14 protein-coding genes are annotated in these 26,833 nt (G+C 42.0%); 5 read left to right on the forward strand and 9 right to left on the reverse strand.

All coding sequences use genetic code 11. The features are described from left to right. Positions 1–343: 343 nt before the first annotated feature. The 3 genes from AAGR14_RS16830 to AAGR14_RS16840 all read right to left on the reverse strand — a co-directional run bounded on the left by AAGR14_RS16830 (position 344) and on the right by AAGR14_RS16840 (position 6,693). On the reverse strand, positions 344–1,993 hold the full coding sequence (locus AAGR14_RS16830) for a RagB/SusD family nutrient uptake outer membrane protein (protein ID WP_342645400.1): 1,650 nt from the start codon (positions 1,991–1,993) through the stop codon (positions 344–346). 13 nt (positions 1,994–2,006) lie between these two features. Then, positions 2,007–5,327 (reverse strand): TonB-dependent receptor, encoded by a 3,321-nt coding sequence (locus AAGR14_RS16835; protein WP_342645401.1) that lies wholly within the window; start codon positions 5,325–5,327, stop codon positions 2,007–2,009. 208 nt (positions 5,328–5,535) lie between these two features. Then, positions 5,536–6,693: a FecR domain-containing protein gene (locus tag AAGR14_RS16840; RefSeq protein ID WP_342645402.1), complete on the reverse strand. Its 1,158-nt coding sequence runs from the start codon at positions 6,691–6,693 to the stop codon at positions 5,536–5,538. Positions 6,694–7,214: 521 nt separating this feature from the next. Here AAGR14_RS16840 and AAGR14_RS16845 point away from each other — a divergent pair. Then, on the forward strand, positions 7,215–7,802 hold the full coding sequence (locus tag AAGR14_RS16845; RefSeq protein ID WP_342645403.1) for a sigma-70 family RNA polymerase sigma factor: 588 nt from the start codon (positions 7,215–7,217) through the stop codon (positions 7,800–7,802). A 286-nt stretch (positions 7,803–8,088) separates the two neighbouring features. Beyond that, entirely contained in the window at positions 8,089–9,243 is a 1,155-nt protein-coding gene (locus AAGR14_RS16850; protein WP_342645404.1) for a glycoside hydrolase family 130 protein, read from the forward strand. A gap of 714 nt (positions 9,244–9,957) precedes the next feature. Here AAGR14_RS16850 and AAGR14_RS16855 read toward each other — a convergent pair. Next, on the reverse strand, positions 9,958–11,031 hold the full coding sequence (locus AAGR14_RS16855; protein WP_342645405.1) for a glycoside hydrolase family 88 protein: 1,074 nt from the start codon (positions 11,029–11,031) through the stop codon (positions 9,958–9,960). A 434-nt stretch (positions 11,032–11,465) separates the two neighbouring features. Between AAGR14_RS16855 and AAGR14_RS16860 the strand changes: the two genes are divergently transcribed. Then, on the forward strand, positions 11,466–13,931 hold the full coding sequence (locus AAGR14_RS16860; RefSeq protein ID WP_342645406.1) for a DUF4965 domain-containing protein: 2,466 nt from the start codon (positions 11,466–11,468) through the stop codon (positions 13,929–13,931). Positions 13,932–14,003: 72 nt separating this feature from the next. On the opposite strand, the gene AAGR14_RS16865 is transcribed toward AAGR14_RS16860, so the two are convergent. From AAGR14_RS16865 to AAGR14_RS16880, 4 genes are all read right to left on the reverse strand, one after another. After that, positions 14,004–15,200, reverse strand: coding sequence for a Gfo/Idh/MocA family oxidoreductase (locus AAGR14_RS16865; protein WP_342645407.1), 1,197 nt, complete (start codon positions 15,198–15,200; stop codon positions 14,004–14,006). Between the two features lie 8 nt (positions 15,201–15,208). Then, positions 15,209–16,219, reverse strand: a complete 1,011-nt coding sequence (locus AAGR14_RS16870) for an FAD:protein FMN transferase (protein ID WP_342645408.1) — start codon at positions 16,217–16,219, stop codon at positions 15,209–15,211. Positions 16,220–16,446: 227 nt separating this feature from the next. Continuing rightward, positions 16,447–18,120: a RagB/SusD family nutrient uptake outer membrane protein gene (locus AAGR14_RS16875; protein WP_342645409.1), complete on the reverse strand. Its 1,674-nt coding sequence runs from the start codon at positions 18,118–18,120 to the stop codon at positions 16,447–16,449. Between the two features lie 11 nt (positions 18,121–18,131). Further along, positions 18,132–21,275: a TonB-dependent receptor gene (locus AAGR14_RS16880; protein ID WP_342645410.1), complete on the reverse strand. Its 3,144-nt coding sequence runs from the start codon at positions 21,273–21,275 to the stop codon at positions 18,132–18,134. Positions 21,276–22,002: 727 nt separating this feature from the next. Here AAGR14_RS16880 and AAGR14_RS16885 point away from each other — a divergent pair. Beyond that, positions 22,003–25,191 (forward strand): two-component regulator propeller domain-containing protein, encoded by a 3,189-nt coding sequence (locus tag AAGR14_RS16885; RefSeq protein ID WP_342645411.1) that lies wholly within the window; start codon positions 22,003–22,005, stop codon positions 25,189–25,191. 2 nt (positions 25,192–25,193) lie between these two features. Then, on the forward strand, positions 25,194–25,979 hold the full coding sequence (locus AAGR14_RS16890; protein WP_342645412.1) for a DNA-binding response regulator: 786 nt from the start codon (positions 25,194–25,196) through the stop codon (positions 25,977–25,979). Positions 25,980–26,059: 80 nt separating this feature from the next. Here the strand turns inward: AAGR14_RS16890 and AAGR14_RS16895 are convergent, their stop codons facing one another. Then, complete coding sequence (locus AAGR14_RS16895; protein WP_342645413.1) at positions 26,060–26,812, reverse strand: DUF1080 domain-containing protein; 753 nt, start codon at positions 26,810–26,812, stop codon at positions 26,060–26,062. Positions 26,813–26,833: the final 21 nt, after the last annotated feature.

The following is a 26,833-nucleotide window of genomic DNA, read 5'->3' on the forward strand; positions in this document are numbered from 1 at the left end:
TTCATAAGTTAACCCGGCTAATTGATTGTACTGCTAAAATGTATCCTGTTATTTACCTGCTTATAAGAACGGCAATGGTCTTATAAGCGAATGCCGTTTTGTAGAATATTCTGTAAATGCTAATTCGACATATTACTTATAGAATATAGCAAGCCACACCTCCTGAATAAGAATACAATAACCAGCATCAAATACTTTTTAGAAGAAAAAGCAGGCGTTTCTTACAAAAATCCGTTAACAATAATAATTTTGGCAGCACCATGTCGTTGCGGGCCTAGTCAGAAATAGATATTAACCAACCATCAAGGTCTTTAAAAACGCACCCTGATGGCTGGCATTTATTTTAAAATCCTGGATTTTGAGGATATTTAGGCCCTGTGATAATACGGTCTATCTGACTTTGAGGTATAGGCCTTAAAACATGCCTTTCCTGAATATTAGGCGCAGCATCCGGGTTATAAAGCTTTACGCGCTCAAGCAGCTTATTGGTTCTTACCAAATCAAGCCATCGGGTCTGCTCGCCGCATAGCTCGCGGGCACGCTCGTCTAAAACATAATCAAGATTAGCCTGAGCCGGCGTAATAGTCATAGCTGCCACATTTCCGGAGGGGAATGCTGCACGTTCACGCACCGCATTTATATATTTGGCTGCGTTAACATTATCGCCCAGATTAACTGCCGCTTCTGCTGCCAGCAGGTAAGTCTCTGCAAGTCTATATACAATCACAGGTCTAACCGACGGATCATTAATACCAGCTCTTTTAGTATCCTGATATTTTGTCATTGTAGGAAACAATTGTAATGTATAGCTTCGCGGCGGTACCAACAAGTAACGGGTTGCGTTTATCTTAGTATTACTTACGTCAACACCGGGCATATATATTGCCGTATCGCCCAATGTATATTTAGGCACGCCATTTACTTTAGGAATTTTATCTGCAGAGTTGGATAACCATACCGACTGAAAAGTTTTGTAATATCGGGTATCGTTGGTTTTGTCAGCAAAACAAACATTGCCCATCCAATTGGTTAGTTCTACTCGGGCGTATGGCCGGCCATATGCCATAGAGCGAACCAAACCCGGAAAATTCTCATATCCCATTACGTAATGAAAATTAAGCTCGTTGCTAACGGCATTATAAGTTAAGTTAGCCGTATGCTGCACACTCCAGAGTACTTCCCTATTGGCTTCATTGCCTTCTGCAAATACGTTCCCAAAATCAGGCAGTAAACCCAGGTTCAACGCACCAAGGTTATCCAGCAGTCCTTTGGCCGTGTTATAGGCATTTTGAAAATCGTCGGTCTGTTTGGCTGACGAATATGCTCTGGTTAAATATACTTTTGCTAAAAGATGGGAGGCAGCAGCTGCGGTTGCTTTACCCGGCAAAACCCCGTTTTGAGTAGGGCTTGGCGGCAAGGCAGCAATAGCATCTTTCAAATCTTGAATGATGAAATTATAAACGTCAGCAATAGGAGCTCTTGTTGCACTGGTAGTAGGCTCGCTGATAAAATTTTTGCTTAATGTAACGGGGCCAAAAAATCTAACCAGTAGAAAATAATAATTAGCCCGTAAAAACTTCGCTTCTCCTATCTTTTGCTTCACTGTATTGGCATCAATTCCGGTAACAGAGGCACCATTATCAATAATACCATTACAGGTATTAATGAACGTGTAGCAAGGGTTCCAAACGCCGCTTAAAAATCCGCTACTGGAATCGTAGCTACTGGCATATATATTAAAATTGGAATTACCTCCTCCACCCGACTTGAACTCATCGGTTCCAGGGACGGTCATGGTCATTAAATTTTCTGACCCCCATAAATTGCGGTTACCGGCATAGGCGGCATCTAAGCCTGACTGAAATCCTTGAGCGGTGTTAAAGTATTGCGGAGTAAGTGATGATTTAGGTTCTTCGATCAGTTGTTTACTGCAACCAAAAGTAGCTATAGCTATCGAAGCTATACCAATATAACGATGTAAGTATGCTCTCATGTTTTTGATTCAATTAAAAGGAAACATTTAAACCGAACAATAATGATTTAACCGGCGGTGTATCAACTCCAAGTGTACCGGCCGACTCCGGATCGGCTCCGCTAAATTGATTGTGCAGTGGCGAAAACAAGATGATCGCGTCGTTTAAAGACGTATACAATCTCAGAGACTTAGCTTTTATTTTCGAGGTTATTGCCGACGGCAAAGTGTAACCTAAGCTGATAGTACGTATTTTCAGGTACGATGCATTATAATATCCCAGCAGATCTCCGTAAGCAGGTGTGCCTACGTTAAAATTAGGTTTAGGGTATTTGTTCGCATTATTAAAAGGTGTCCAATAGTTTACATTTAGGTTATTCGCTTTTCCGTTAAGCACGTTTACATTGCTTGCGGGCTGTAACCAGGTTGCTATTTGAGTGCCGCCTACACGATAAGTAGCAACTACAGCCAGGTCAATACCTCTGTAACTGAAGCGGTTGGTAAAGCCACCAAAAAATTTCGGCTGCCTGTTACCCACTATCGTACGGTCATTAGAGTTAATTACACCATCCCCATTTAAGTCAGCTACCCTAATTGTTCCGATTACAGAACCGGCACCGGCCATCGTGAGGTTGAGGCGTCTGGCTTCGGCCGAATCGGCTTTTGTATTTTGCCAAATACCTACTTGCTGATAATTGTAAAGTGCGTTTATTGGCGATCCGACAAACCTGTTGTTGCCAATATCCTGCGTAACACCATCTTGCAAAGCCGTTATTTTATTTCGGTTAAATGTAATGTTCGCATTGGTGGTCCAACCAAAATCTTTCCTGGTTTTTGCCCTTATATTTACCGATGTTATAGTTACCTCTAAACCTTTATTTTCTGTTTTACCCACGTTAGCGAAGAATTGCTGGGTATACCCGGTTGTTATAGGCAGGTTTTGAGGCAGTATCAGGTCTTTGGTCTTTTGTTGATAAACATCTACCGTACCTGTAATACGTTCTTTAAATAAACCAAAATCTACTCCAATGTTTAGCGAAGCAGTGTATTCCCAGCCAAGCTTAGGGTTAGGGACGTTGTTAGGGTAAGTGCCGGTAACGTTGGTTGTACCGTAATTGTAGTTGAGTATAGCAAGGCCGCCAAGCGTTTGATAAGGGCTAACCGCTGCGTTTCCTACTGTACCGTAACCTACGCGTAATTTCAGACTGGATATCGCGTTAATATTTTTAATAAAATTTTCTTCTGAAACATTCCAGCCAACTGCAGCGGATGGGAACACATGGTATTTATTACCTGGTGCAAGTGTAGATGACCCATCCGACCGCATGGTTAGCGTAAGTAGATATTTACTCTTAAAATCATAATTGATCCGGCCCATAAAAGATACTATGGAAAATTTGGCGTAGCTGCCTGTACCTTTAAAATTTGAGCCTAATTCTGGATTGTAATACTGCACATTGTCGGCAAGTATATTGTTGTATGTTAAAGTAGTTTGATATTTATTATCTTGCTGATAACTAAAAAGTCCGGTACCGGTAACGTGATGGTTTTGTGCGAATGTATTTTCGTAAACAAGCAAGTTCTCTAATGTGAAGTTACGGTAATCGTAATTGGTATTCCTTGCGGTGGATGGGCCGCTCAGGTTTTGAAAAGTTGCGCTTCCGTAAAAGTCACCATAGGTTTCCGGCGTTATCTCAACCCCACCATTAAATCTGTATTTGAAATGCCGCGTAAACTGAGCCTCAGCATAAGCTGTGGTGAACGTGTTATACCTGGTGCGATTTTGTACAACAGCTCCAGGCACTAAATTAGCGAGTGGGTTGTAGATTAGCGAGCCACCTCCAGGGAAAGGAATTAGATTTCCGGCAGCGTCATAAGGTACGGTTAACGGGCTTGATTGTAATGCCTGTGAAATTGGATTGATACCCTCACCATTGGTCCTGCTCACAGAGTTGAGTGAGCTAACGCCAACTTTAAAGATTTTACCTAATTGCTGATCCAGGCTGATCTTAAAACTATATCGCTGAAATGAAAGCCCGGGAAAAATGCCTGTCTCATTAAAATAGCCCGCCGAGATGGCGTACTTTGTTTGTTCGGTACCACCCGACACTCCTAACTGGTGATTTGTACGCAATCCATTCTTGTAAATCAGTTTCTGCCAATTGGTGTTTGTTCCGTTTTGACGGCCGGCAAGTTCGGCCGGAAGAAAGGTAATCCCATCAGTGTAAAACCTAGGATCATCTATCCCATTGTAAGGATTTGGGGCATTAACTACGTTGGGATTGTTTGCATTGTAACTACCCCACTTTTTATAAGTTTCGTATTCAGCAGGCTGCATTACATCGTAATAACCCAATGGCTTCATTGTTCCGGCATAACCGCTGTATGATATTACCGGTGCGCCTGTTTTGCCTCGCCTGGTTGATATTAATATAACGCCGTTAGCACCTCGTGATCCGTAAATGGCCGTTGCAGATGCATCTTTCAATATTTGGACGGATACCACATCATCCTGATTGAGATCATTAATATAGGTTCCATTATATGGTATACCATCCACTACGTAAAGCACGTCACTTGTAGCACCTAATGATCGCTGACCACGTATTGAAATGGATGGCGTAGCACCGGGATGGCTGTTGCCGCCACTTTTTTGAATGTCAAGTCCGGGCGCCTGGCCTTGTAGTGCACTTAATAAATTGCTTGATGGTGTACTTTTTAGCGCCTCCTCATTAACAGAAGCAATAGAACCCGTCACATCTGCCTTTTTCTGAGAGCCGTAACCTACCACCACCACTTCGCTCATGGCAGACACTTTTTCTTTAAGCGTTACGTCCAGTTTTGTCTGGTCGTTCAACACAACTTCAAGTGTTTCAAAACCAACGGCTGTAAATACAAGCGTTCTGTTACCGTCAGGCACCTTAATTGAATATGCCCCGACAGGGTCAGTCATCGCGCCACCGGTAGTACCTTTTACCATAACCGTAACACCGGGTACAGGTTGGCCTTTCGTATCTTTAACAGTTCCGGTTACAGTTATTGCTGCGAAAGTCGCCTTTATCGTTTTCTTTTGAACAATAATGGTATTTTGGTAGATAACATAAGTCAATGGCTCATCTTTAAAGATGAGATTGAGCGCATCTTTTATTTCAACTCCTTTTACAGAAAGGGTAACCGGGGTAGCTTCGTTTAACATATCAGTATTGTAAATAAAGTTGTAACCAGTTTGCTGCTTAACTTTATTGAATACTTTATCAAGCGATGTATTTTTTACTGTAATACTAACTACCTGCGCAAAGGTGGTTGCACTGGCCTGCAAAAAGCAGGCTGTTATTAAAATAATTACAAGCTTCACTATATTGATAATCTTATAAAGCACGCAGATTTGTTTCCTGCATGAAAATGCATGGGAAAGTTTATACATTTGATTAGTGAGTTAATTTAGTAATTGATTGTTGGTACGATCGATAGAATTGCTCATGGCCTAACGGCAGATTATCAGGGGCGCGCCAACGCTCCTGGTTTTCTTTCATGTTACAACTCAAACAGGTTAAAGTAAAGCTTTATGGCATAACTGTTATCCTCCTCCCATCTGTTTTAAAATGAACAGTTCCGGTCAGCTCGAGTGTCTTTAATAAAAACGAAATGTCTTTGAACTTGGAAACAGAGCCGCCAAAGTTTTGCTTAGCCAGGGTACCCTCATAGGCAATATCTACATCATACCATCTCGACACCTGTCTCATGATGGTTTTTATGTTCTCATTCTCAAAATTGAAAGATCCGTCCTTCCATGATACCACATCTTCAACCTTTACATGTTTGACTGTAAAGTTCTGCCCATTTGTGTTTATCATGCCTTGTTCACCGGGAATAAGCGTTGCCTCCGCGTCATCCTTAGTAAGCCTGACCGCCCCTTCCAACAAAGTTGTTTGTACGGTGCTTTCATCCTGATACGCCATTACGTTAAAGTGGGTACCCAAAACATTTACGTTTACACCTTTAGCCATTACCTTAAAAGGCATGCTTTTATTTTTAGCCACCTCAAAATAGGCCTCTCCGGTAAGCTCAACCAAGCGTTCTGCGCCCGAAAAGGTTGTTGGAAATTTCAGCGAAGACGCTGCGTTGAGCCAAACTTTAGTACCATCAGTCAAGGTAAGCTGATATTGCCCTCCGCGTGGTGTGGCTATAGTATTATAAGCCACAAGTGTTTTGTTAGAAGTTTGAGATGTTTCTTTATAAACTAACTTTCCGTTAGACAACTTGGTGACCTGTGCAGTGCCCTGTGTGGAAACTATACCCTTATCAGTACCATCCAAATTAACCATATTACCGTTGGCCAATATTAATATTGCCTTGTTGCCTCCCGGAGAAATGACAGGTTGAGGAAGCAATTGCTTAGCAAACCTTTGTTGTTTGTTACTTTGCTTTTTTTTATAATCAGGCAGAAAAAAAAAGCCGATAGATAAAGTAATGAGTAGTGATGCTGCAATTGCCAACTTTTTGAATGCGCTGCCACTTTTTGGCACATCGGCTTGGATCTGAGTACGAAGCTGATGTAAAAGCAGCACTTTAATTTCATCACGGTTACCCATGTCGGTAGACCAAGGTAATTTCTTTAGTTCAAATTCATCTTTGTACTGCATAAGCGTTCGGGTTTCTTCAACCGAACACTGCCCTGCTGTATACTTTTCATAAAGTGCTAAAAACTCTTCTTTGGTCATGAAGATGATTGTTTGTTCAAATAGCTGTATGATCCAGCCATAGAAGGTTTACAGCTATATAGAGCCATTTTTTTTGTTGAACTCACATACAAAAAAGATTTTTTTTTGGCCATGCCCCAGCCAGTCCTCATCAAGTATCTTTAAACGTTGGTTATAAACTTTCATTAATCATCCATAATGCTTTTTAATAGAGTGAATAACTAACTACAAACAACGAAAACCTAATTATGCGTGGCAGTACTTTTCTTGTTGATGATTTAGCGGATCAATAATGTTGATGTGGTAATCACATGTTTGCGCCCCCACAATATGTCTCAATGTTTGGATGATTCGTCTCAAAAACAATCATGCTTTTTACATTTTAGCTTAAAAATAAAATTGAACAACCCTCATTTCTAAGACATTACAAGCAATAATACCCATAATGCGCATTCATCAGTGCTGCAGGTTATGCTGGGTGGTGCTTTCTAGGTCATTTTGTTTAGCAGCTAAGTTTCGTAACTTTAATTAACCAATTATTTATGCTTAAGAGTAATTTAACGGACGATCTGCTATGGAGGGCCGTTTGCGCTGGAAGCTCAACTGCCTTTAGATCTATAATTGATCGGCATTGGGAAGCCGTTTATACTACTGCTTTCTCTTATCTTCAGGATAGAGATATTGCTATGGAAATAGCTAATGACACCTTTCTTAATATTTGGCAGAAAAAGAGCACACTCGACATCGGTTCATTTAGAAACTATCTGACCACGAGCGCACGTTACCATGTCTATAAGGTACTTAAAACAAAAAGAGCCCTTAAGCTGGCTTATGTAGCCGACTACGATAAGCTATACGCCATGGATGTAGCACATAATAGCGGCGAAGAAAAGATCAGGTACATGGATCTTAGAAGCGAAATCGAAACCCATCTATCGGCTTTGCCAGCGCGTTGCCGAGAGATATTCTTGTTAAGCCGCCTTAGTAACCTAACGAATACAGAAATAGCCGAAAAATTAGCTATCTCTAAAAGAACAGTTGAGAATCAGATTTCAATTGCACAAAAATATGTGCAACGCAATTTTAAGGATGTTGCACTTGGCGTCCTCATAAGTTTACTGCTGCAGTAACCTATTCACTCTTTTAATTGATAAGGGCACTAGGTTCTTATCCTCGCCAATGCTGAACGTCGCTATCTAAGTTTATTTTTATTTCAATGCTATGTGAGGTTAAGATAACAACAGCACTCTTATACAGCATAAGCTAATTGTAGCAATTAAGGCCGCCACGTTGGCTGACAGAATGAGCCAAAGTTAGTACCATTTAAGTGCGGCTTCGGTTTAAAAAAGACAAAGTCTGAATTGGCAACTCCGCATTGAAATGAATTAAACCATCAATTTAAATTAATATTTCTGTATGAGAATTCGTTATCTATCAGCAATCAGCCTAATGGTTATGTTGTGCCTAACTTTAACATCATGGGCCCAAAACAAAAATGTGCTGCCGGGCTGGGCTTTAGGGGGCTTTGTGCGTCCAAAAGGCATAAACCCTATTATCTCGCCTGATACAAGCACTATTTTCCTGGATCCGATGTCGGGTAATAAGACTAAGTGGGAGGATAACGACACATTCAATCCGGCTGCTGTGGTTAAAGGTAAAAAAGTGATTGTTCTATATCGCTCAGAAGATAGGAGCGGTATCAAGATCAGCACTCGTACGTCACGACTGGGTTATGCAATTAGTAAAGATGGGCTGCATTTTAAACGTAAAGCGGAACCAGTATTTTACCCAGACAATGATGATCAAAAAGAGTTTGAATGGCCCGGAGGTTGTGAAGACCCCCGAGCAGCAGTCACAGAAGATGGGACATTCCTGATCTTATACACGCAATGGAATCGCAAAGTACCGCGTTTGGGTGCCGCTACATCCAAAGATATGGTGCATTGGAAAAAACATGGGCCTATTTTTCAAGATGCATATAACGGCAAATTTTTGAACATTCCAACGAAGTCTGCATCAATATTAACTCAGGTAAAAAGTAATAGGCAGGTTATTACTAAGGTAAATGGTGAATATTTTATGTATTGGGGAGAGCGGAATGTTTACGCCGCTACATCAAAAAACTTAGTAGACTGGAAGCCCATGGTTGATGCTGAGGGCAAGCTACTGGTACTTGCAGCACCCCGTAAAGGATATTTTGACAGTGATTTTACCGAATGTGGTCCACCGGCGGTAATGACCGATAAAGGTATTGTGTTGATATACAACGGCAGGAATAACAACGGTGAGCGCGGCGACAAGCGATATAACGGCGGCACCTATGCTGCCGGTCAAATACTGTTCGATAAAACAAATCCAACCAAAGTACTTGGCCGATTAGAGGTGCCATTTTTTAGACCAATGGAACCGTTTGAACAAAAGGGACAATACGCAAGCGGAACGGTTTTTATTGAGGGTTTGGTTTGGTTTAAAAAGAGTTGGTATATATATTATGGCTGTGCAGATTCAAGGGTAGGAGTAGCAATATATGATCCGAAAAACCCAACCGCTCCTGATCCGGTAGATCTTTAAAATTTCTAGTGAAAGCTAAATGCCTGCCAAACAAAAAAGCGTCTGCTTAGACGCTTTTTTGTTGTTTAATATTCCTGTTGACAGCGAACATCAATCCATACAATTTACTTTAAATATTCCTATAAAATCTATTTTCCGTGCTTGCACTTGGCTCATTTAAGGCATTCGAAAACATTTTATAAGTTGAACGTAAGAGGATAATGATGTAAATGATCGAAGTCATTACTTAACGTAATCCAGTAGCTCCAAAACAGGCATCTTCTCCTTGCTTCGTCTTAATCAGTGATCTTAATGAACTTTTATGCATTAGTTTGACTTTCACCTAATTACTCCTATTTCTGGCAGATAACCTGCTTTAACATCAGAAAAGGCATTACAGAATGCCAAAGAAAACTTTTGATCTTGTTAAAACTTCGTAGCGAATTGGTCGGCAGACCTCTTTTATCATCACCAAGAGATTACAGCAATAGCTAAACTTTTGATCTCTCTAACTAAGTGTACAATCAGTTTAAACGCCACCTAACGACACAACTTACCATGATTACATAAACTAACTGATAAGTCAAGAAGTTCTATTTTCTGCTACGCAACGCCTTTCTTGAAGAGCGAAAGCTAGATTAGTAAGATTAGTAGCATTTCACACTCTTTTTATAGCGTTAAAAATCGGGCTATTTACCTTTTTAATACTTTACTTTTACGCAAACACGGTTATAATTAATCATCTAACAGCGCCCGTGTGCACCAAAGGTAAGGCGCCTGGCCATGATAATCACCTACGTTACGCGGCCGATCATAGTAATACTGCTTGTCGTTCTTTTTATTGGTGCCTACGCAAACTTCAGTTACGGCACCTTGAGCGTTGATATAAGGTATTAATCCTAACCAGGCTTTACGTGCAACCGGTCCAAATTCTTTCGCATTTAGCCAGCCATGTTTTACGCCCGAGATAAGCGCAAACGTAAACATAGCCGATCCGGAGGTTTCAGCCCAGCAAGCCGGATCATCAATTAGTTGGTTCCAGATACCGCCTTTATTCTGAAAGTTTTTAAGGCTGTTCATCATAGTGAGGTATCCTTTTAAAATGCGTGGCCGGTATTCGCTGTTTTTAGGCAAATTGGTAAGTAATTCTGTCATCCCTGCAGCCATCCAACCGTTTCCCCTACCCCAGTAAAACGGAACATCGGGCGCGTGATAAAACAGGCCATTAGGTCGCTGAAGTGAGTCCAGGTAAAGCACCATCTCTTTTGCAGCACGGTCAATGTACTTGCGGTTTTTGGTTGCTTTATAGGCTTGGGTTTGCACAATGGTAATCATATACATATCATCAATCCACAGGCGTGTTTGCCACGATAAACCTTTTTCATCCCAAGCTTTCTGCTGCGCACTTGCGTTTTGCGGGAGTATCCATTGCGTATCCGCATAAGGCAACCCCAAATCAAAATAACGTTGCTCGTTAGTAACACGGTAAAACTCCAATGGTAAGCTGCCAAACATATTTAAGTCAACGTGATTCATTGGTGGCAGCAATGCTTTTTCGGTTGTAAACAAAGGTTCAAACTTGTTTTGTAAAAGCCGAACAAGTTGTGTATCACGAGTAATGGCTGCATATTTAAGTGCCCCCATCCAGTTAAAAGTTTCTGGGTAACTTATCCATTTACCACCATGCAGCATATGTTTACCATCAACAAACCGGTATGCCAGGCGTTTACCCACTTCTTGTGGCGTGTAACCTTGAGGGAAGTTTTTAAGTGCACTTTTTTGTGCCGAAGACACTTGAATTGCGAACACTAAACAAAATAAAAAGTAGCATTTTTTCATGATGAAGAATTGTAAAGGGATTAACTTGATTTAATATTATTGAAGATTAAGCCCTACTGAGAGCATTGCCATCAACTTAAGACAAGCTGATTATACAACGTTGGTTAATTTTAAGCTCAAAGAAAAATAATAACCTGCACCCGTTTTATTCAAACTATGGTTAATTTGTCTCAAAGTATGGCTGCAGATTCCGTTATTGACAAACTGTAACCAAACGCAAAACCAATATTCGATTGAGACAAATTGACTATAAGTTGAACAGTAAATCTATTACCTTATATTTTATTTTGATAACCAATTAATTCCGTTAAAAATACAACCCGATGTATGACGCCGGATATGCTATTATACTGCTTGTGCAGGCACTTGGTTAAAAACAGCTAAACCAATATTGATATACCCTCATGAAGAACTTTTGTTTAAGCATTCTATTTCTTATCAGTTTATGTTTCTGCATCACCTCCAAAGGGCAGGTTAGTAAGATGCCTGCTTATCCGCTCATTACGCATAACCCTTATTTTAGCATCTGGTCTAACACAGATACGCTTAATTCTTCAATCACACACCACTGGACAGGCAAAGACCAGCCGCTGGTGGGTATTCTCAAAGTGGACAATCAATTTTACCGGTTTTTAGGAAAAGAAGAAGACCATTACAGGACACTGGCAGCTGCCTCGGACGAAAAACCATACCAATGCCGATATATAGAAACTGAGCCGGATGGCGACTGGACCAAACCTGATTTTGACGATAACAGTTGGAAAACCGGAACAGGTCCGTTTGGCGATGCTAAAGACCGCTTCCCTACCCAATGGCTTAAAAACATTTGGCTGCGACGCGAATTTATGTTAACCGAAACGGAAGTTAACCAGTTGGTGCTGAAGCTTGATCATGATGACAATGTTGATGTTTATTTAAACGGCACCAAAATTTATAACAAAACCGGCTGGACGCAGGATTATAGCCTGATTAAGTTGGACGAAAAATATAATAAAGCATTAAAAAAGGGTAAAAATGTGATCGCCATACGCTGTATTAACACTTCTGGCGGCGCCTCACTTGATGTTGGACTATTAGACTTACTTAAAGTTAAAGTAGCCAACCGATTAGAAACCGCCGAGCAGCAAAGTGTTGATGTAACAGCCACACAAACACATTACCAGTTTAAATGCGGCCAAATTAACTTAAGCGTTACTTTTACATCGCCACTGCTGTTGAGCGACATAAAAACGCTTACCCGGCCGGTATCATATATTACCTACCAGGTAAGCAGCAACGATAGCCGACCGCATCAAGTTAAAATTTATACTGGTGTATCTACCAATTTAGCGGTTAACCGTACGAGCCAGGAAGTAAGTGCCGAAGCCGTAAATAACCCTACTCTTTCTGTGTTAAAAGCCGGCACCAAAGAACAGCCAGTGCTGCAAAAGAAGGGCGACGATTTGCGCATTGACTGGGGCTATTTGTATGTAGCTGCTCCTAAAAAAGAAAATATTACTCAATATATAACCAACAGCGCAGAATCTGTAAATTCCTTCCTTAGCAGTAGCTACAAGTCTACCTTTAAACAAGGCAGGCAGGGCGTATTAAACACTGTGATATCTGTGCAAGTAACCAAAAACACACCAGCCAAACAATTTGTGATGCTGGGCTATGATGACTTGTACTCCATCCAATACTTTAAGCAAAATTTAAAGCCGTATTGGAAGGCGTTTTATCCTACTATTTATTCGGCATTTAATGCTGCTGTAAAAGATTACAGCTCCACCCTGAGCAAGTGCAATACGTTTGATAAACAAATTTACCAAAGCACCTTAAAGGCAGGCGGCGACGAATATGCCCGCCTTTGCGTAATGGCTTACCGGCAAAGCATTGCCGCACACCAGGTAGTAAAAAGCCCGCAGGGTGATCTGCTATTTTTATCTAAAGAAAATTACAGCAATGGATCGATCAATACGGTTGACATCACCTATCCTTCGGCGCCTTTGTATTTAATTTACAATCCCGAATTACAGAAAGGCATGCTTAACGGCATTTTTTATTACAGCGAAAGCGGCAAGTGGACCAAAAACTTTCCGGCACATGATTTAGGAACCTACCCATTAGCCAATGGCCAAACGTATGGCGAAGACATGCCTGTTGAAGAAGCAGGTAACATGATTATTATTACCGATGCCATTGCACATGCCGAACGCAATGCTAACTATGCTAAAAAACATTGGAAAGTATTGACCGTTTGGGCTAAATTTTTACTGGAGGCCGGCCTCGACCCTGCCAACCAGTTATGCACCGACGACTTTGCCGGCCATCTGGCACACAATGCCAATCTATCTGTAAAAGCTATTGTGGCTATAGGTTGTTATGCCGATTTGGCTAATCAGTTAGGGTACAAAGACGTAGCCGCAAAATACCGCAACGAGGCTATTATCATGGCAAAAAAATGGATGCAAATGGCTGACGCCGATGATCATTACTCGTTGGTATTTGGACGCAAAGATACCTGGAGCCAAAAATACAATCTGGTTTGGGATAAGATTTTAAACTTAAACATTTTTCCGCAAGAGGTTTACAACAGAGAGATTAAATACTATCTAAGCCATCAAAACAAATTTGGCTTGCCGTTAGACAGCCGGAAAACCTATACTAAATCTGACTGGATTTTGTGGACAGCTACATTAAGTCAGAATGAAAAAGACTTTAAAAGCCTAGTAAAACCTGTTTACAAATTTGCTACAGAAACACCGTCGCGCGTACCTTTAAACGACTGGCACGAAACTAAGGACGGCAAAATGGTTGGCTTCCAGGCACGCAGCGTGGTAAGCGGTTATTTTATTAAGCTTCTGGCTAATCAATGGGCCGTTAAAAAATGAAGCACTTTTTAATAAGGAATGGGCGTTAAGAATTTAATCTTAACGCCCATTCCTTATTATACTCCTGATAAGTTACTTTATGCTAGCATACTCTTTTTTCCAGTAAGTGGGCTGGGTAGTGTATAAAGCCTGGTTGGCCAAATGCACACAAATGGCGGTTTTGGCACCGGTGTAAATGTTGGAGTCGGGTAAGGTATTGGTCATTACCTTCTCGTAAAAATCTTTGAGGGCATACCAGGTACCATCTTTGGTAGGCTCGGGCAAGATAGGTACACCGCCTTGTTTGTCCCAGGTTATTTTAGTGGCACCGGTTACCCCATCCACCAGGCCGCGCTCTTTAAGCAAATCCTTTTCGGCATAAAACATACCCTGGTCTGTCAGCAAGGAGACAGTGCCCTTGGTGCCTTTGATTTTAAACAGGTAACCATCACGGGCATTACCGCAGGTAGCCCCAAAGTTGCCCACCATGCCCTCCTCGCCGTAGCGCACCACCACCTGCACGTTATCATACGTTTCGCGGCCATCCTTATACAAATCTATTCCGCCTGCTGCCTGAAACTGCGTGGGATGCGTATCAAACGCCCAGTTAATAAAATCCATCTGGTGCGATAGCAGCTCTGCTACCAGCCCGCCCGAATATTCTTTATACATCCGCCAGTTAATCTGCCGTTCTAAACCCGGCTCGGGTACTGCCCTGCGCCAGCTGCCGTTACGGTCCCAGCGGCAATCCACCTGGGTAACTTTGCCCAGGTAACCTTTATTAATGTATTCTTTAACTTTGTAATACAGCGGCGAGTAACGGTACTGGTGCCCTACCTGCACTACTTGCTTGTTGCGCCCTGTCACAAGCTTTACCAAATCCATTGCCTGGTTGGCGTTGTAGGTCATTGTTTTTTCCAGGTACAAATGCCGCCCCGATTTAATAACTGCCGAGGCGATGGGGTAATGCATATTTAAAGGTACCGATATGATAACGGCATCTACGTCCTTGTCATCCAGTACCTTCCTGTAATCGGTATACGCTTTTGGTGTAGATGTCTTGCTGATGTTTTGCGCGGCCTTTAAGCGGAAGTCGAGCACATCGCAAATGGCTGTTACTCTGAATAAGGCTGGCAAATCATTCATCACATACATAATGCCCTTGCCCCGGTCGCCGCAGCCAATTACAGCCACTTTGAGCGGACCGGCATCGGCTGCAAAAGTTTGCCCGCTCATGAGCAACCCGCCTGCAAGTAAACTGCTGCTTTTTAAAAATCCTCTTCTTTCCATTATTCAAATTATTTTTGATACCCTTTAAAAGCCGGGGTAACTGTATCGCGGATAGCACCGTTCTTGTCACGATATACCATGTAAGCGCCAATATCTTTCCGCCCGGCTAAAAAGCTTAAGGCTTTGCTTAAGCCCATGGCCATAAAGCCGTTATCATACCCATCGGCCGTCAGTGCATCTTGGGCATACACCGTTACGCTGATGAGTTCATTTTGCACGGGGTAACCTGTGAGCGGATTGATGATATGTGATATCTGCTTACCACCCGCCTCATGATGTTTACGGTAATTGCCGGATGTGGTAATGGCGCCATTTCCCGGCGTAATCACTTTGCGCATAGGTTCAGGGTTTAAGTCATCGCTGTTAACGCCCTCAATGCCGATGCCAAAAGGCTCGCCGCCTGGTTTAGTACCTTTAATGCGCAACTCGCCGCCTAGTTCAACCAAGTAATTACTGATGTGATGCTGTTCCAGCAAAGCAGCCAGCAAATCAACCGAGTAGCCCTGGGCAATGCCGTTCAAGTCTAACTGCAGGCCGGGACGGTCTTTTAACAAACGATTGCCTTTTAACCACAGGTGTTTCATGCCTACCTTTTGCAGCAAAGCTTTGATTTGTGTAGCGGTTGGCTCCTGGCTGGGTTTAACCACACCAAAACCCCAGGCATCTACCAGCGGTTTAACCGTTGGATCGACCAGGCCCTGGGTATCTTGGTAGATTTGCATCGAACGGGCAACCAGCACCCTAAAATGCTCGTCAACCCCTATTCCGTCTGCCGACTGATTGAACTTGTTAATTAGTGATTTCGGCTCGTAAAGCGATACCGATGAATCCAGTTTGTGCAGTAAACTATCTGTTTGCCTTAAACTCACCAGACTATCAGGCGCGTAGTAAACTATTTGATAAGTCGTACCCTGCGCATAGCCGCTCAGCTCATAGCGCTTAGGTTGGTTGTTGCTATTGAAAGCGAGTAAGGAGGTCGTTAAACCCAAAGTACTTACTAAGACTGCAACCTTTATCATTAACCGGAAATGGTTTGATGTATCATATTTTTGTTCAATATGCTTTATCATTCAAGTTCAGGCTCTAAATTTATTAATCAATGTTTTGCATTCTATGTTGATACTAGTCAGTTAGCAATAAGCGTATAAACCTTGCCCGGCAATTAACCAGACAAGGTTGACATCATGAACTTATTTCTACTAAAAAATGCAAGTTAAATTAAATGCACTTTATAACAGCTGTTGCATTAATAACCGGGATTTTGCTGTAATTTGCCGCCGTTATTACGCTCAATTTCGGATGCAGGGATTGGCCACAGGTTATAAGTTGGCTGCACATCAGAGTAATATGGATTACATTTTTTTACCCTGTCGTATATTTTACCCAAGCGCATTAACGTAATACGGCGTTTTTCTTCAGATCCAAGTTCGCGCATACGTTCATCCAAAATGTAATCAATGTTGACGTTGGCTGGTAGCACGCTCGATGCATTTGCCCGGCTGCGAACCACATTAATATCAGCGGCTGCATTACTTAACTGATTTAACCCTAAGTAAGCTTCGGCCCTTAATAAATAGGTCTCGGCCAGGCGAAACATGTACTGGTCGGCATATGTACCGCCAGCACTTGCTTTTAACAACAGTTGAGATTTATCCTGAAACATGCCATCAGGGTGATCTCCGGGCGTAGTTACTTTAGATTGAAACGCATAAAAATCGCGCCGTGGCACGGTGATACCTGCCGGTGGATTTACGGTAGATATTACCTGACCAAAACGCGGATGAGCTGGATTGTTAACCACAAATTCTCTGACAAAATTGTATGGTGCGTTTCTTATGTCGTTATTAAAATCGCCTTGCCAAATAACATCCGAAAAATATTTGGTTGATATTGCCCAACCAATGCCCCTGCCGCCTGAGTAATCACTACGCGGATAAAGAAACGGCTGCACCGTGCTCCCTGCAAGGCGGAATGTTAGAATTTGCGGCGCAAAGTTTCTTTCAAACTGATAAGAACCATCGATACCGGTTGATACGGCACCGCCGCCGGGTACATCCGTTTCAAACTGAATAACCCAAAGGCCTTCTTTGTTTGTTCCGTTCTTACGGTTTTGATTACCCTGCTGAAAGAGATCCCAGTACACATTTTTGGTAGCATCGGATGATTTTGTGCCAAACCGGGTTTTCATCAGTGCCACATTAGGATTACTGATTACTGTAGTTGCAGCAGTAACTGCATTTTGAAATTCTCCGGCAGCAAGGTAAACTTCCGACAACAAATGGTAAGCCGCCAGATTACTGATCTGCCCGTCGGTTACGGCATTGATGGCAGGCAGGTTTTCAGAAGCAAATTTTAAATCACTGATTACTTGTGCCAGCACTTCTGCTTTTGGAGCACGGGTATAATCTGTTTTTGGTGATTCTACCTCCTTTACATTCAGCGGCACACCGCCATACAGATAAGCTAACGTACGATAGGCAAAACCACGGAAAAATCTGGATCTTGCTTCATTAAGTGTTTTATCGGCTGCAGACATTGAAGAATTTGGTATGCGATCTATTATCGTGTTAGCCTCGCTAACAATTTTATATAGTGCCGACCAATGACTTAACGGAATATTTAATCCGCCCTGCGGTGCATAAGAGGCAATCATGTTGGTGTGCCTTTCGGTACTGGGCTGCCCATCAAAAACAATATCGCAACCGTAAACATAATCAAAAGGCCGGCGGTCGCCATTGGTGTAAAACTCGGTACGCACTCGGTTATACAGGCCGTTTACAGCTGCATTAAAATCGCTGCTGTTATTATAAGCATTACTGGTGCTCAAGAAGTCAAGAGGCTTCTCGTCTAAAAAGTCTTTTTTACAAGAGGAAGATAAGATAATACCTAATGACAAAAATGCGATGATAGTCTTTTTCATTACTTTAAAGATTAGAAAGTTACGTTCACGCCTACAGAATAGCCTCTTAATACAGGCCGTCCATCATTAATCAAGCCTTGGCCCGGCGTTTCGGGATCCCAACCATCCCAGTTAGTCCAGGTAACGAGGTTGCGGCCGCTTACAAAAAGGTTGAGGCTTTGCAGTTTCAGGCGCTGAATGGCCTTACCAGTAAAATTGTATCCTAGTGATACATCCTGCAGCCTAACAAAGCTGCGGCTTTGATAAATTGACGGGCTAATAGTGGATGCAATAATAGAACTTGGATACCTGCCATTAGGATTACTTGGCGACCAAAAGTCAGTTCCGCTCAAATTATTTTCACGGATCGAATTATCGTCTCTTACGCGGCGTGGCGTGTTTGCGGCCAGATATGAATTACTCCCACCCTGTACAGAATTTAAAAATGCAGTAAGTGTGAAGTTTTTGTACTGAAACTTGTTTAACAAGCTAACACGATACAAAGGCGCCGTTGATCCTAAGATTGTACGATCGTTGGCGTTGTTAATTACGCCGTCGCCGTTTTGGTCAACAATGCGGTACGTGCCGGGCGAATAGCCAGCCGGAATTTGCTCACCTATTTGCCAGATGCCATTAGTTTGATAATCATAAACTACGGTGTTTGGCTGCCCGATAAACAAACCACTTTGTGGCAAATCATCTTCTTTGCCGTCGCCGTTCAAATCTCCTAAAAGCTTCACTACTTTATTAATGTTGCGGGCAAAGTTTAGCGTTGAGCTCCACTGGAAGTTTTTTCCGTTGATATTTCTCGAGGTTAAAGCAAGTTCATAACCCTGGTTATTAAGTTGCCCTACGTTGGTTTGTATACTGCCAAAACCGGTAATTGTAGGAATATTTACGCTATACAACAAATCAGTTGTGCGGTTATTATAATATTCAACCACGCCTGATAAGCGATTTTTAAACATCGAAAACTCTATCCCCACGTTAACCCCTGCGGTACGTTCCCATTTTAAATCGGGGTTAGGTAACGAGTTTACCTGCTGACCGAACTGCGTTGAACCGCCATCACCGTAAACGTAAGCAGCATTTACGTTAACCACTGCCAATGATGAGTATCTTGAAGTTTGATTACCTACCACGCCGTAACCTACGCGTAATTTCAAATTATCAACCCAGTTAACTTTAAAAAACGACTCACGGGCAACATCCCATCCTACGGATAACGACGGAAAATAAGCCGACTTATAGTTTTCGGCGAAACCCGAAAAACCATCTCGCCTTACAGTAGCAGTTAACAAATAACGGCTGTCATAGCTATAATTAATGCGCGCCATTTGGTAGTTAAGGGCTTCCCGGTAAGCGTTTGACACAGCAAACCGGTTGGTGCCTTGCTGCAAGCTATTATAACCCAAAGTCAACCTGTCAAACCCAGTCGAGTAAGCCCTTGTATAATCGTTTTTACGCTCAACAGCGCCGTACAAAAGGGTAGCTACAAAATTGTGCTTGCTAAAGGTCCGGTTATAGGTCAGGATGTTATCTAAAGTGTAATCGTAATAGGTAGTTACTTCTTTAGATGCCTGCCCGGTTAAACCGGCATCATATTGGTTTGAAGTATTATGGAGATCCAATCGATAGTTATTACCAAAATTTAGCCGATAGCTCAGGCCTTTAAGTGGTAACTGCACATTGGCGTATAGATTAGCAAAAAAATAATTATGCCTATCGTGATCATCAGCTTCGTAACTCAAAAACGGATTAGTTAAATTGGTATTGAAGGGGTTGATGATGTAATTTCCGTTCTGATTACGGGGCTGAATAAGTGGCGACAACAGGCGAATGTTACCCAAATTAGGTTCAACGCCATCCTCGTTCACAAATGTACCAAACGATTGCAGTCCCACGGTAAGCCAGTCAGTAGCTTTGGTTTCGATATTGGCCCGCAAACTTTTACGTCTGAAAACGTCGTTTTTAATAAAACCCGAATTTTTAGTTAGGCTACCTGATAATAAATAGGTAACTTTTTCAGCCCCTCCTGATATGCTAAGCTGGTTATCAACGATGTAGCCGCGGTGGGTAGCTTCGCCGTACCAGTCAAAATCATAAGGCAACAAGTTTCCCTGCGCATCCTTCATAGAGGGGTCAACTTTGCTTACCAAGTCAAATGCCGGGTTAGGCTGGGTATAGTCTGGAGCTAAATAGGCTTGTTCGTAATATAAGTTCCTGATTTTTTCCAGGTACTCATCGCGCCCCATTGGCCTTAACTTATTACTGGGCGATTGTGTGGCATATTGTGAGGAAAAAGATATTCTGGTTTTCCCGTTAACGCCTTTGCGGCTGGTAATAAGCAAAACGCCGTTGGCAGCCTGGGCCCCGTAAACCGCAGTGGCGCTGGCATCTTTCAAAACATCAATAGAGGCAATATCATCAGGGTTGATAGAGGTTAACGAGCCGGTATACTGAACACCATCCAAAATAATGAGCACGTTGGTATTGCCATTAAGTGTGTTTGCGCCGCGTATACCAATACTTGGTGTAGCACCCGCGCGGTTAACCTGCCCTACGTTTAAGCCGGGAACGGTACCCTGCAGTAAATTGGCCACGTTAGTAGTAGGTGATTTACGAAAATCATCAAGATTAGCCCGCACTACGGATCCGGTTACGTCTGCTTTTTTCTGGGTGCCGTAACCCACCACAACAACATCGTTTAATGAGTTACTTACCGCTTTCATCTGAATTGTTAAAGTAGTACGGCCGTTCAAAGACACTTCCTGTGTTTCGTAGCCCACTATCGAAAACACTAACACCTGATTGGTATTTGCCGGCGAGAGCGTATAACCACCGGCTACATCTGTTTGAGTAGCCAACGATGTACCTTTAACCTTAACGGTAACCCCAACTAAAGGCTGCCCTGTTTCATCTGTTACTTTACCGCTTATGGTAACAGCGTAGTTAAAGCCATCCGTATGGTTCATATTCGAATTTGCGGCGAAGCTTTTGGCCGCAACAAAGATATGGTTACTGCCCTGTGAAGCCATAGATGTTTGGCCAGCACACAAGGCAATTAAAGCCACGCTAAAACCGTATTTCAGTTTTGTAGAAAATGCGATTGTTGATGTTTCCATCTTTTTACCTGATTGATGGTAAGATGAATCAGTCACAGAATCTTTTCTCATAAATTGTGTTTGTATATAATCGGTTATTGGTTCTATAATTTGGTTAGGATAATACTGCTTTTTCAAGCCCTTGATATGCGAGCACAGATTGGATTATACCGGTGTACTTTGAAACTGCCGGAACTGGTTAGCAATTGGTTAAACCGCTTTTGAGCTAAAACGGAAATATATTTATTAAAGGCATTTGTTAAGCATGAGATGGCAGCCTACTTGTAAGCTGTATAGCTATTTACCTTGGTTTTGGCAAACAAATGCCAAATAGCTAACAAGAACTTTATCCCGTTAAATTTTGGAGTAAGGTTATTTCATAGTTAGTGATCTCCTTTCAAATATTTATTTAATTGCATAAAAAGCCCTTCAGGGGTTATCATGAATACATCAGCGACAATACAGCCTTGCAGGCTGCACTTTATGCTGATTTAACACATAAAATTAAAATCATTACAAACACTGCACGGCAAGCAGTTATGGTACTTAACTTTGAAAACTGCTACGCAGAAGGGTTTATAAATTGGTTTTATTACGGTTCAAATTAACCTAACCAAATCAGTAATATTTGTTCAACTTTTTGTCGATTCGTCTCAATTTTTGAACAAAACGCGTTATTCAACAATCCAACTTTCTGATTGACAATACTTTAATCAAAATAAACTTCTAATTTCCGTTGAAGGCGTTGTTGAAGTCATGGTACAAACAGCTGGTTTGTATATATTTGAGTCAACCAATTATGTTCCGCTCGTTAAAATTCGTTATTGTACAGCTGTCTATACTTTTGATAGCCTCTTATTGCAATGGTCAATCGTACTATTTTAAGCACTATCAGGCTGATGATGGGTTGGCGCACAACACCATACTCACCATTATGCAGGATAGCAAGGGTTTAATATGGATTGGCAGCCGTGGCGGACTAAACCGATTTGATGGTTACGCATTTAAAACTTACAAAAATGCCAAAAACAAATTTGGCAATATTGGTAATAATGTAGTACACGCCATTGCCGAAGACCAAGCCGGAATGATTTGGGTAGGGACCGGCAAAGGTTTATACAGATACAATCCTTATTTGGAAACGTTCACTTCTGTTGAACAAGTTTCGCAAAAGATGATAAGCCAAATTTTAGTGGATGCGCAAAATAGGTTGTGGTTTTTGGCTAATGGCTTTTTGTACTGCTATTATCAACAAACCAACAGGTTAATCAGCCTACATAAAAATGGAGCTTGCCTCGCCATAGATGATGATAAACATATATGGATGGGTGACGACGACGGTACGATACGGGTAATTAATCCGGTGACACTTACGTTTAAACAGGTTCGAATCATTAGCACCAACGTGCCGCCAATACTCCGTACCATTTTAAGAATTTTGCCTACAGGCACGGATGAAGTGCTGATTGGGTGCTTTAAACAGGGGCTTAAAAGTTATAATATCAAAAGCGGCGCAGTAAAATCTTTACTTTCTAAAAATGCCGATAGCACTGAGATTTACGTACGCGACATCAAAGCAGGAAACGACGGAAAATATTGGATAGCCACCGAATCGGGAATCTACATTTACGACCTTACCCAACATGTTAGCAGCAACTTGCGCAAACGTGCCGGTGATGTATACTCCTTGTCTGACAATGCAGTGTACACTATTTGCCGTGATCATCAGGGCGGTATGTGGGCCGGCACATTTTTCGGCGGCCTTAACTACTACTCTAAAGAAAATGCCCGGTTTGAAAAGTACTATCCCCTACCTGATGTTAACTCAATATCGGGTAATGCCGTACGCGAAATTTGTGCCGATAATAAAGGCAATTTGTGGATTGGTACGGAAGATGCCGGCATCAATAAATTTAATATCAACTCCGGCAGGTTCACACAATACAAAAACGGAACTAAAAACGGTTTATCCTATCCGAACATACATGGCTTAAAAGCCATTGGCAATCAACTATTTATTGGCCCATTTTTGCACGGCCTGGAAATTATGGATATGCAAACCGGCAGAGTAACCGACCGGTTTAAACTCATTGGCGAGCAGCATGCTGATGCAAAAAGCGAATTTATTTTAAGTATACATCTTACCAAAGACAGCACCATACTTATTGGTACCGTGTACAACGGCTCGGGTTTGTTTTCTTACAACCGGCAATCTAAAACATTTACCCGCATTAAAGAAATCCCGTATAACTCTTATGTATACGATATTCAGGAAGACCATGAGGGCAATATATGGACAGGCAGCATATCAAACGGAGCCTACTTTTACAATCCTAAAACTGGCAAGCACGGCAACTTCAGGTTTGGCGATAAGGTTAAAGGGAAATTAGTAAATGAGTTTGCTGTATATGGAATTTTAGAAGATAGCTATAACGCCATGTGGCTTACCACCGAGGGCGGTGGGCTCATCAGGCTGAGTCCCGACCGTAAAAGTATCCGGAAATTTACCACAGAAGACGGTTTACCCAGCAATGTGCTATTCCGGATGCTGGAAGACGACAATAAACACCTGTGGATAAGCTCGCTCAAAGGTTTAGTTTACCTTGATCTGCAAACGTTTAAGTTTAAAGTTTATACCCAGTCTAACGGTTTAATTACCGACCAGTTTAACTACAACTCAGCATATAAGCATACCAACGGTAAGATGTATTTTGGCTCAGTAAAAGGAATGATTGCATTTAATCCGGTTGACTTTAGTCAAAACGAACCCAGCCCGCCTACCTACATTACCGGTTTTCAGATTAGCAATAAAGAAATTGTGCCCGGCACCAGTAACAGTCCTTTAAAAAAATCCATTCTTTATACCGATTCAATTACCCTGAAATACAATCAAAGCAACTTTAGTATTGAGTTTGCAGCGCTTAATTACTCATCGCCAGGAGTTACACGATATAGGTACCAGATGAAAGGCCTAGATAAAACTTGGACTTACCTTAACAGCAACCGCAAAGCCTACTTTACTGATTTATCACCCGGTAATTACGCTTTTATTGTACAGGCCGAGAGTAATGTAGGTAGCTGGAGAAGCCAAGAACGAAAGCTATACGTTAAAATACTACCGCCGTTTTGGAAAAGTGTCACCGCATATATATTTTATCTGTTGCTTATGGGTGCCAGTATGTACTTGGCCGTAAGATACTATCACCGTCGTTTGGAGCGCCGCAACTTAAGCAGGCTGCAACTTTTTGAACACGAAAAAGAGAAAGAAATTTATCAGGCAAAAATTGAGTTTTTTACCAATATAGCTCACGAAATTCAAACACCGCTTACACTGATTGTAGGCCCAGTGGAACGCTTGCTAAAAAAAGCTGAGCGGTACCAGGACATGCAGAAAGGCTTACTGATGGTAGAAAAAAACGCCAGACGCTTAAACGAATTAACAGGACAATTATTAGATTTCCGTAAAACGGAGATGGACCAGTTTGGCTTAAACTTCGTTAACATAGACATTGCACAACTGTTAAGCGACCAAATTGCGGTATTTAAATCAGTTGCCGAAAAGCAACGTATCTATTTAACGCTCAATACGCCTGATCAGCAGCTTATTGCCTTTGTTGATCGCGAAGCATTAATAAAAATCTGCAGTAACCTGATATCAAATGCGGTTAAATATGCCGCTACTAAGGCAACAGTAACTTTATTACACCGCCACGCCGACGATGAAAACTTCATCATACAATTTAGTAATGATGGCAAGGGCATACCGTCCGAGTTTAGCGAAAGAATATTCGAACCCTTTTTTAGGCTGAGCGGCACCAATAAACCTGGTACAGGCATTGGCCTTTCGTTAGCCAAATCGTTAACAGAATTGCATAATGGAAAGCTCAAGCTGGCACACAGTAACAACAGCATTACTGTTTTTGAGCTCACATTGCCTATACATCAAAAATTTGAATTTAAATTAGGTAGCTGGAAAAAGCTGAATTGATTATGACTGACAGTATTTTAATCATCGATGACAATGAAGATATCCTGGAGTTTTTATCGGATGTTTTAGATGAAAACTACAAATTACACCTGGCAGAAAACGGCGAAATAGCGCAGACCATACTGGAGAAGGAAGTTATTAACCTTATTGTTTCCGATATTATGATGCCCGGCATTGATGGCTTTGAGCTTTGTCGGATTATTAAATCAAACGTGGAATACTGCCATATCCCTATAGTATTGCTCACCTCTAAAAATACGTACCAAGCTCATATTGAAGGGCTGGAGGTTGGTGCCGATGCCTATATCCAAAAGCCGTTTTCGCCCGAGTTACTGCAAATGCAGATTGCCAATCTGCTCAGAAACCGGTTAAAAATCAAAGATCATTTTGCCAGTTCGCCGTTTGAGGACGTACGGGTAATGGCCCACTCAAAAACCGACGAGATATTTTTGAAAAAGCTGGACGAGTACATTCGCAAAAACATCAAAGACCCAAATATGGATATTGACAAGATGGCAAATCATATGCACATGAGCCGCCCGACGTTTTACCGTAAAATAAAATCTCTTTCTTCTTTATCGCCCAAAGAGTTAATTGATGTTACACGTTTAAAAAAAGCAGCTCAACTCATTACTCAAAATGAATTTACCTTATTTGAAATTGCAAAAATGGTAGGTTACAGTTCCCAGAGCGTATTCGGAAAAAATTTCCAAAAACACTTTCATGTTACGCCATTGGAATACATTAATTCCATCCCTAAAGAAAACGGCCTGAACAGCGTTACTTAATGCTACTAATACATCAGAAACTAAAAACCTCATCAAGTTTATTTGATGAGGTTTTTAGTTTCTGATGCAGTGGAGAAAGGTTACTTAAGCAACTTAATTTTTATATTCCGGTAACTTACCTCGTTGCCATGGTCCTGCAGCAGGATGTGGCCTTTATCAGCCTCACCAAAATCTTTCCATACTTTGTGCTTGCTCATCTTTACCAGCTCGCGGTACTCCGGCGATTTGCGCTCATATTCCAATACCTTTTTCCCGTTAAGCCAGTGCTCTACATGGTTGTTCGGGTAAACAATGATTTTGCCGGTGTTCCACTCGCCTATCGGCCGTACTGCACCTTTTTTGTCTGATGTTTTTAAATCATAAAGCGAGGCCAGCGTACGGTTCCCATCACGGCCCAGTTTAGCGTCGGGATGCACATCGTCGTCCAGTACCTGGTACTCCAGGCCGATGGCCGATCCGCCCGATTTTTCCTGAAGCGTTACAAAGTATTTTACGCCGCTGTTAGCCCCGCGGGTCAGCTTAAAATCGAACGACATTTCAAAAGGTCCGTACTCATCAACGGTAACAATGTCGCCTGCATTTTGCGACTCGGCGCCATTAGTAGCCTGTATGGTCATGGTACCGTCTTTAACCACCCAGCCCGGAGAGCCGGTCGGAAAGCTTTCGGATTTGGCGCTGCGCCAGCCTTTGCTGGTTTTGCCGTCGAATAGCAACTTCCAGCCTTCTTTTTTCTCTTTAGCCGTTAACGTATTATTCTGCGCGTTGGCCAAACTGCCTATGGCAATTAGTAACGCGGTCATTACCGATGCTTTATAAAGCTTTTTAATATTCATTGTTTAGTGATTTGTTGACTC

It is taken from the genome of Mucilaginibacter sp. CSA2-8R (assembly GCF_038806765.1).
Lineage (GTDB): Bacteria > Bacteroidota > Bacteroidia > Sphingobacteriales > Sphingobacteriaceae > Mucilaginibacter.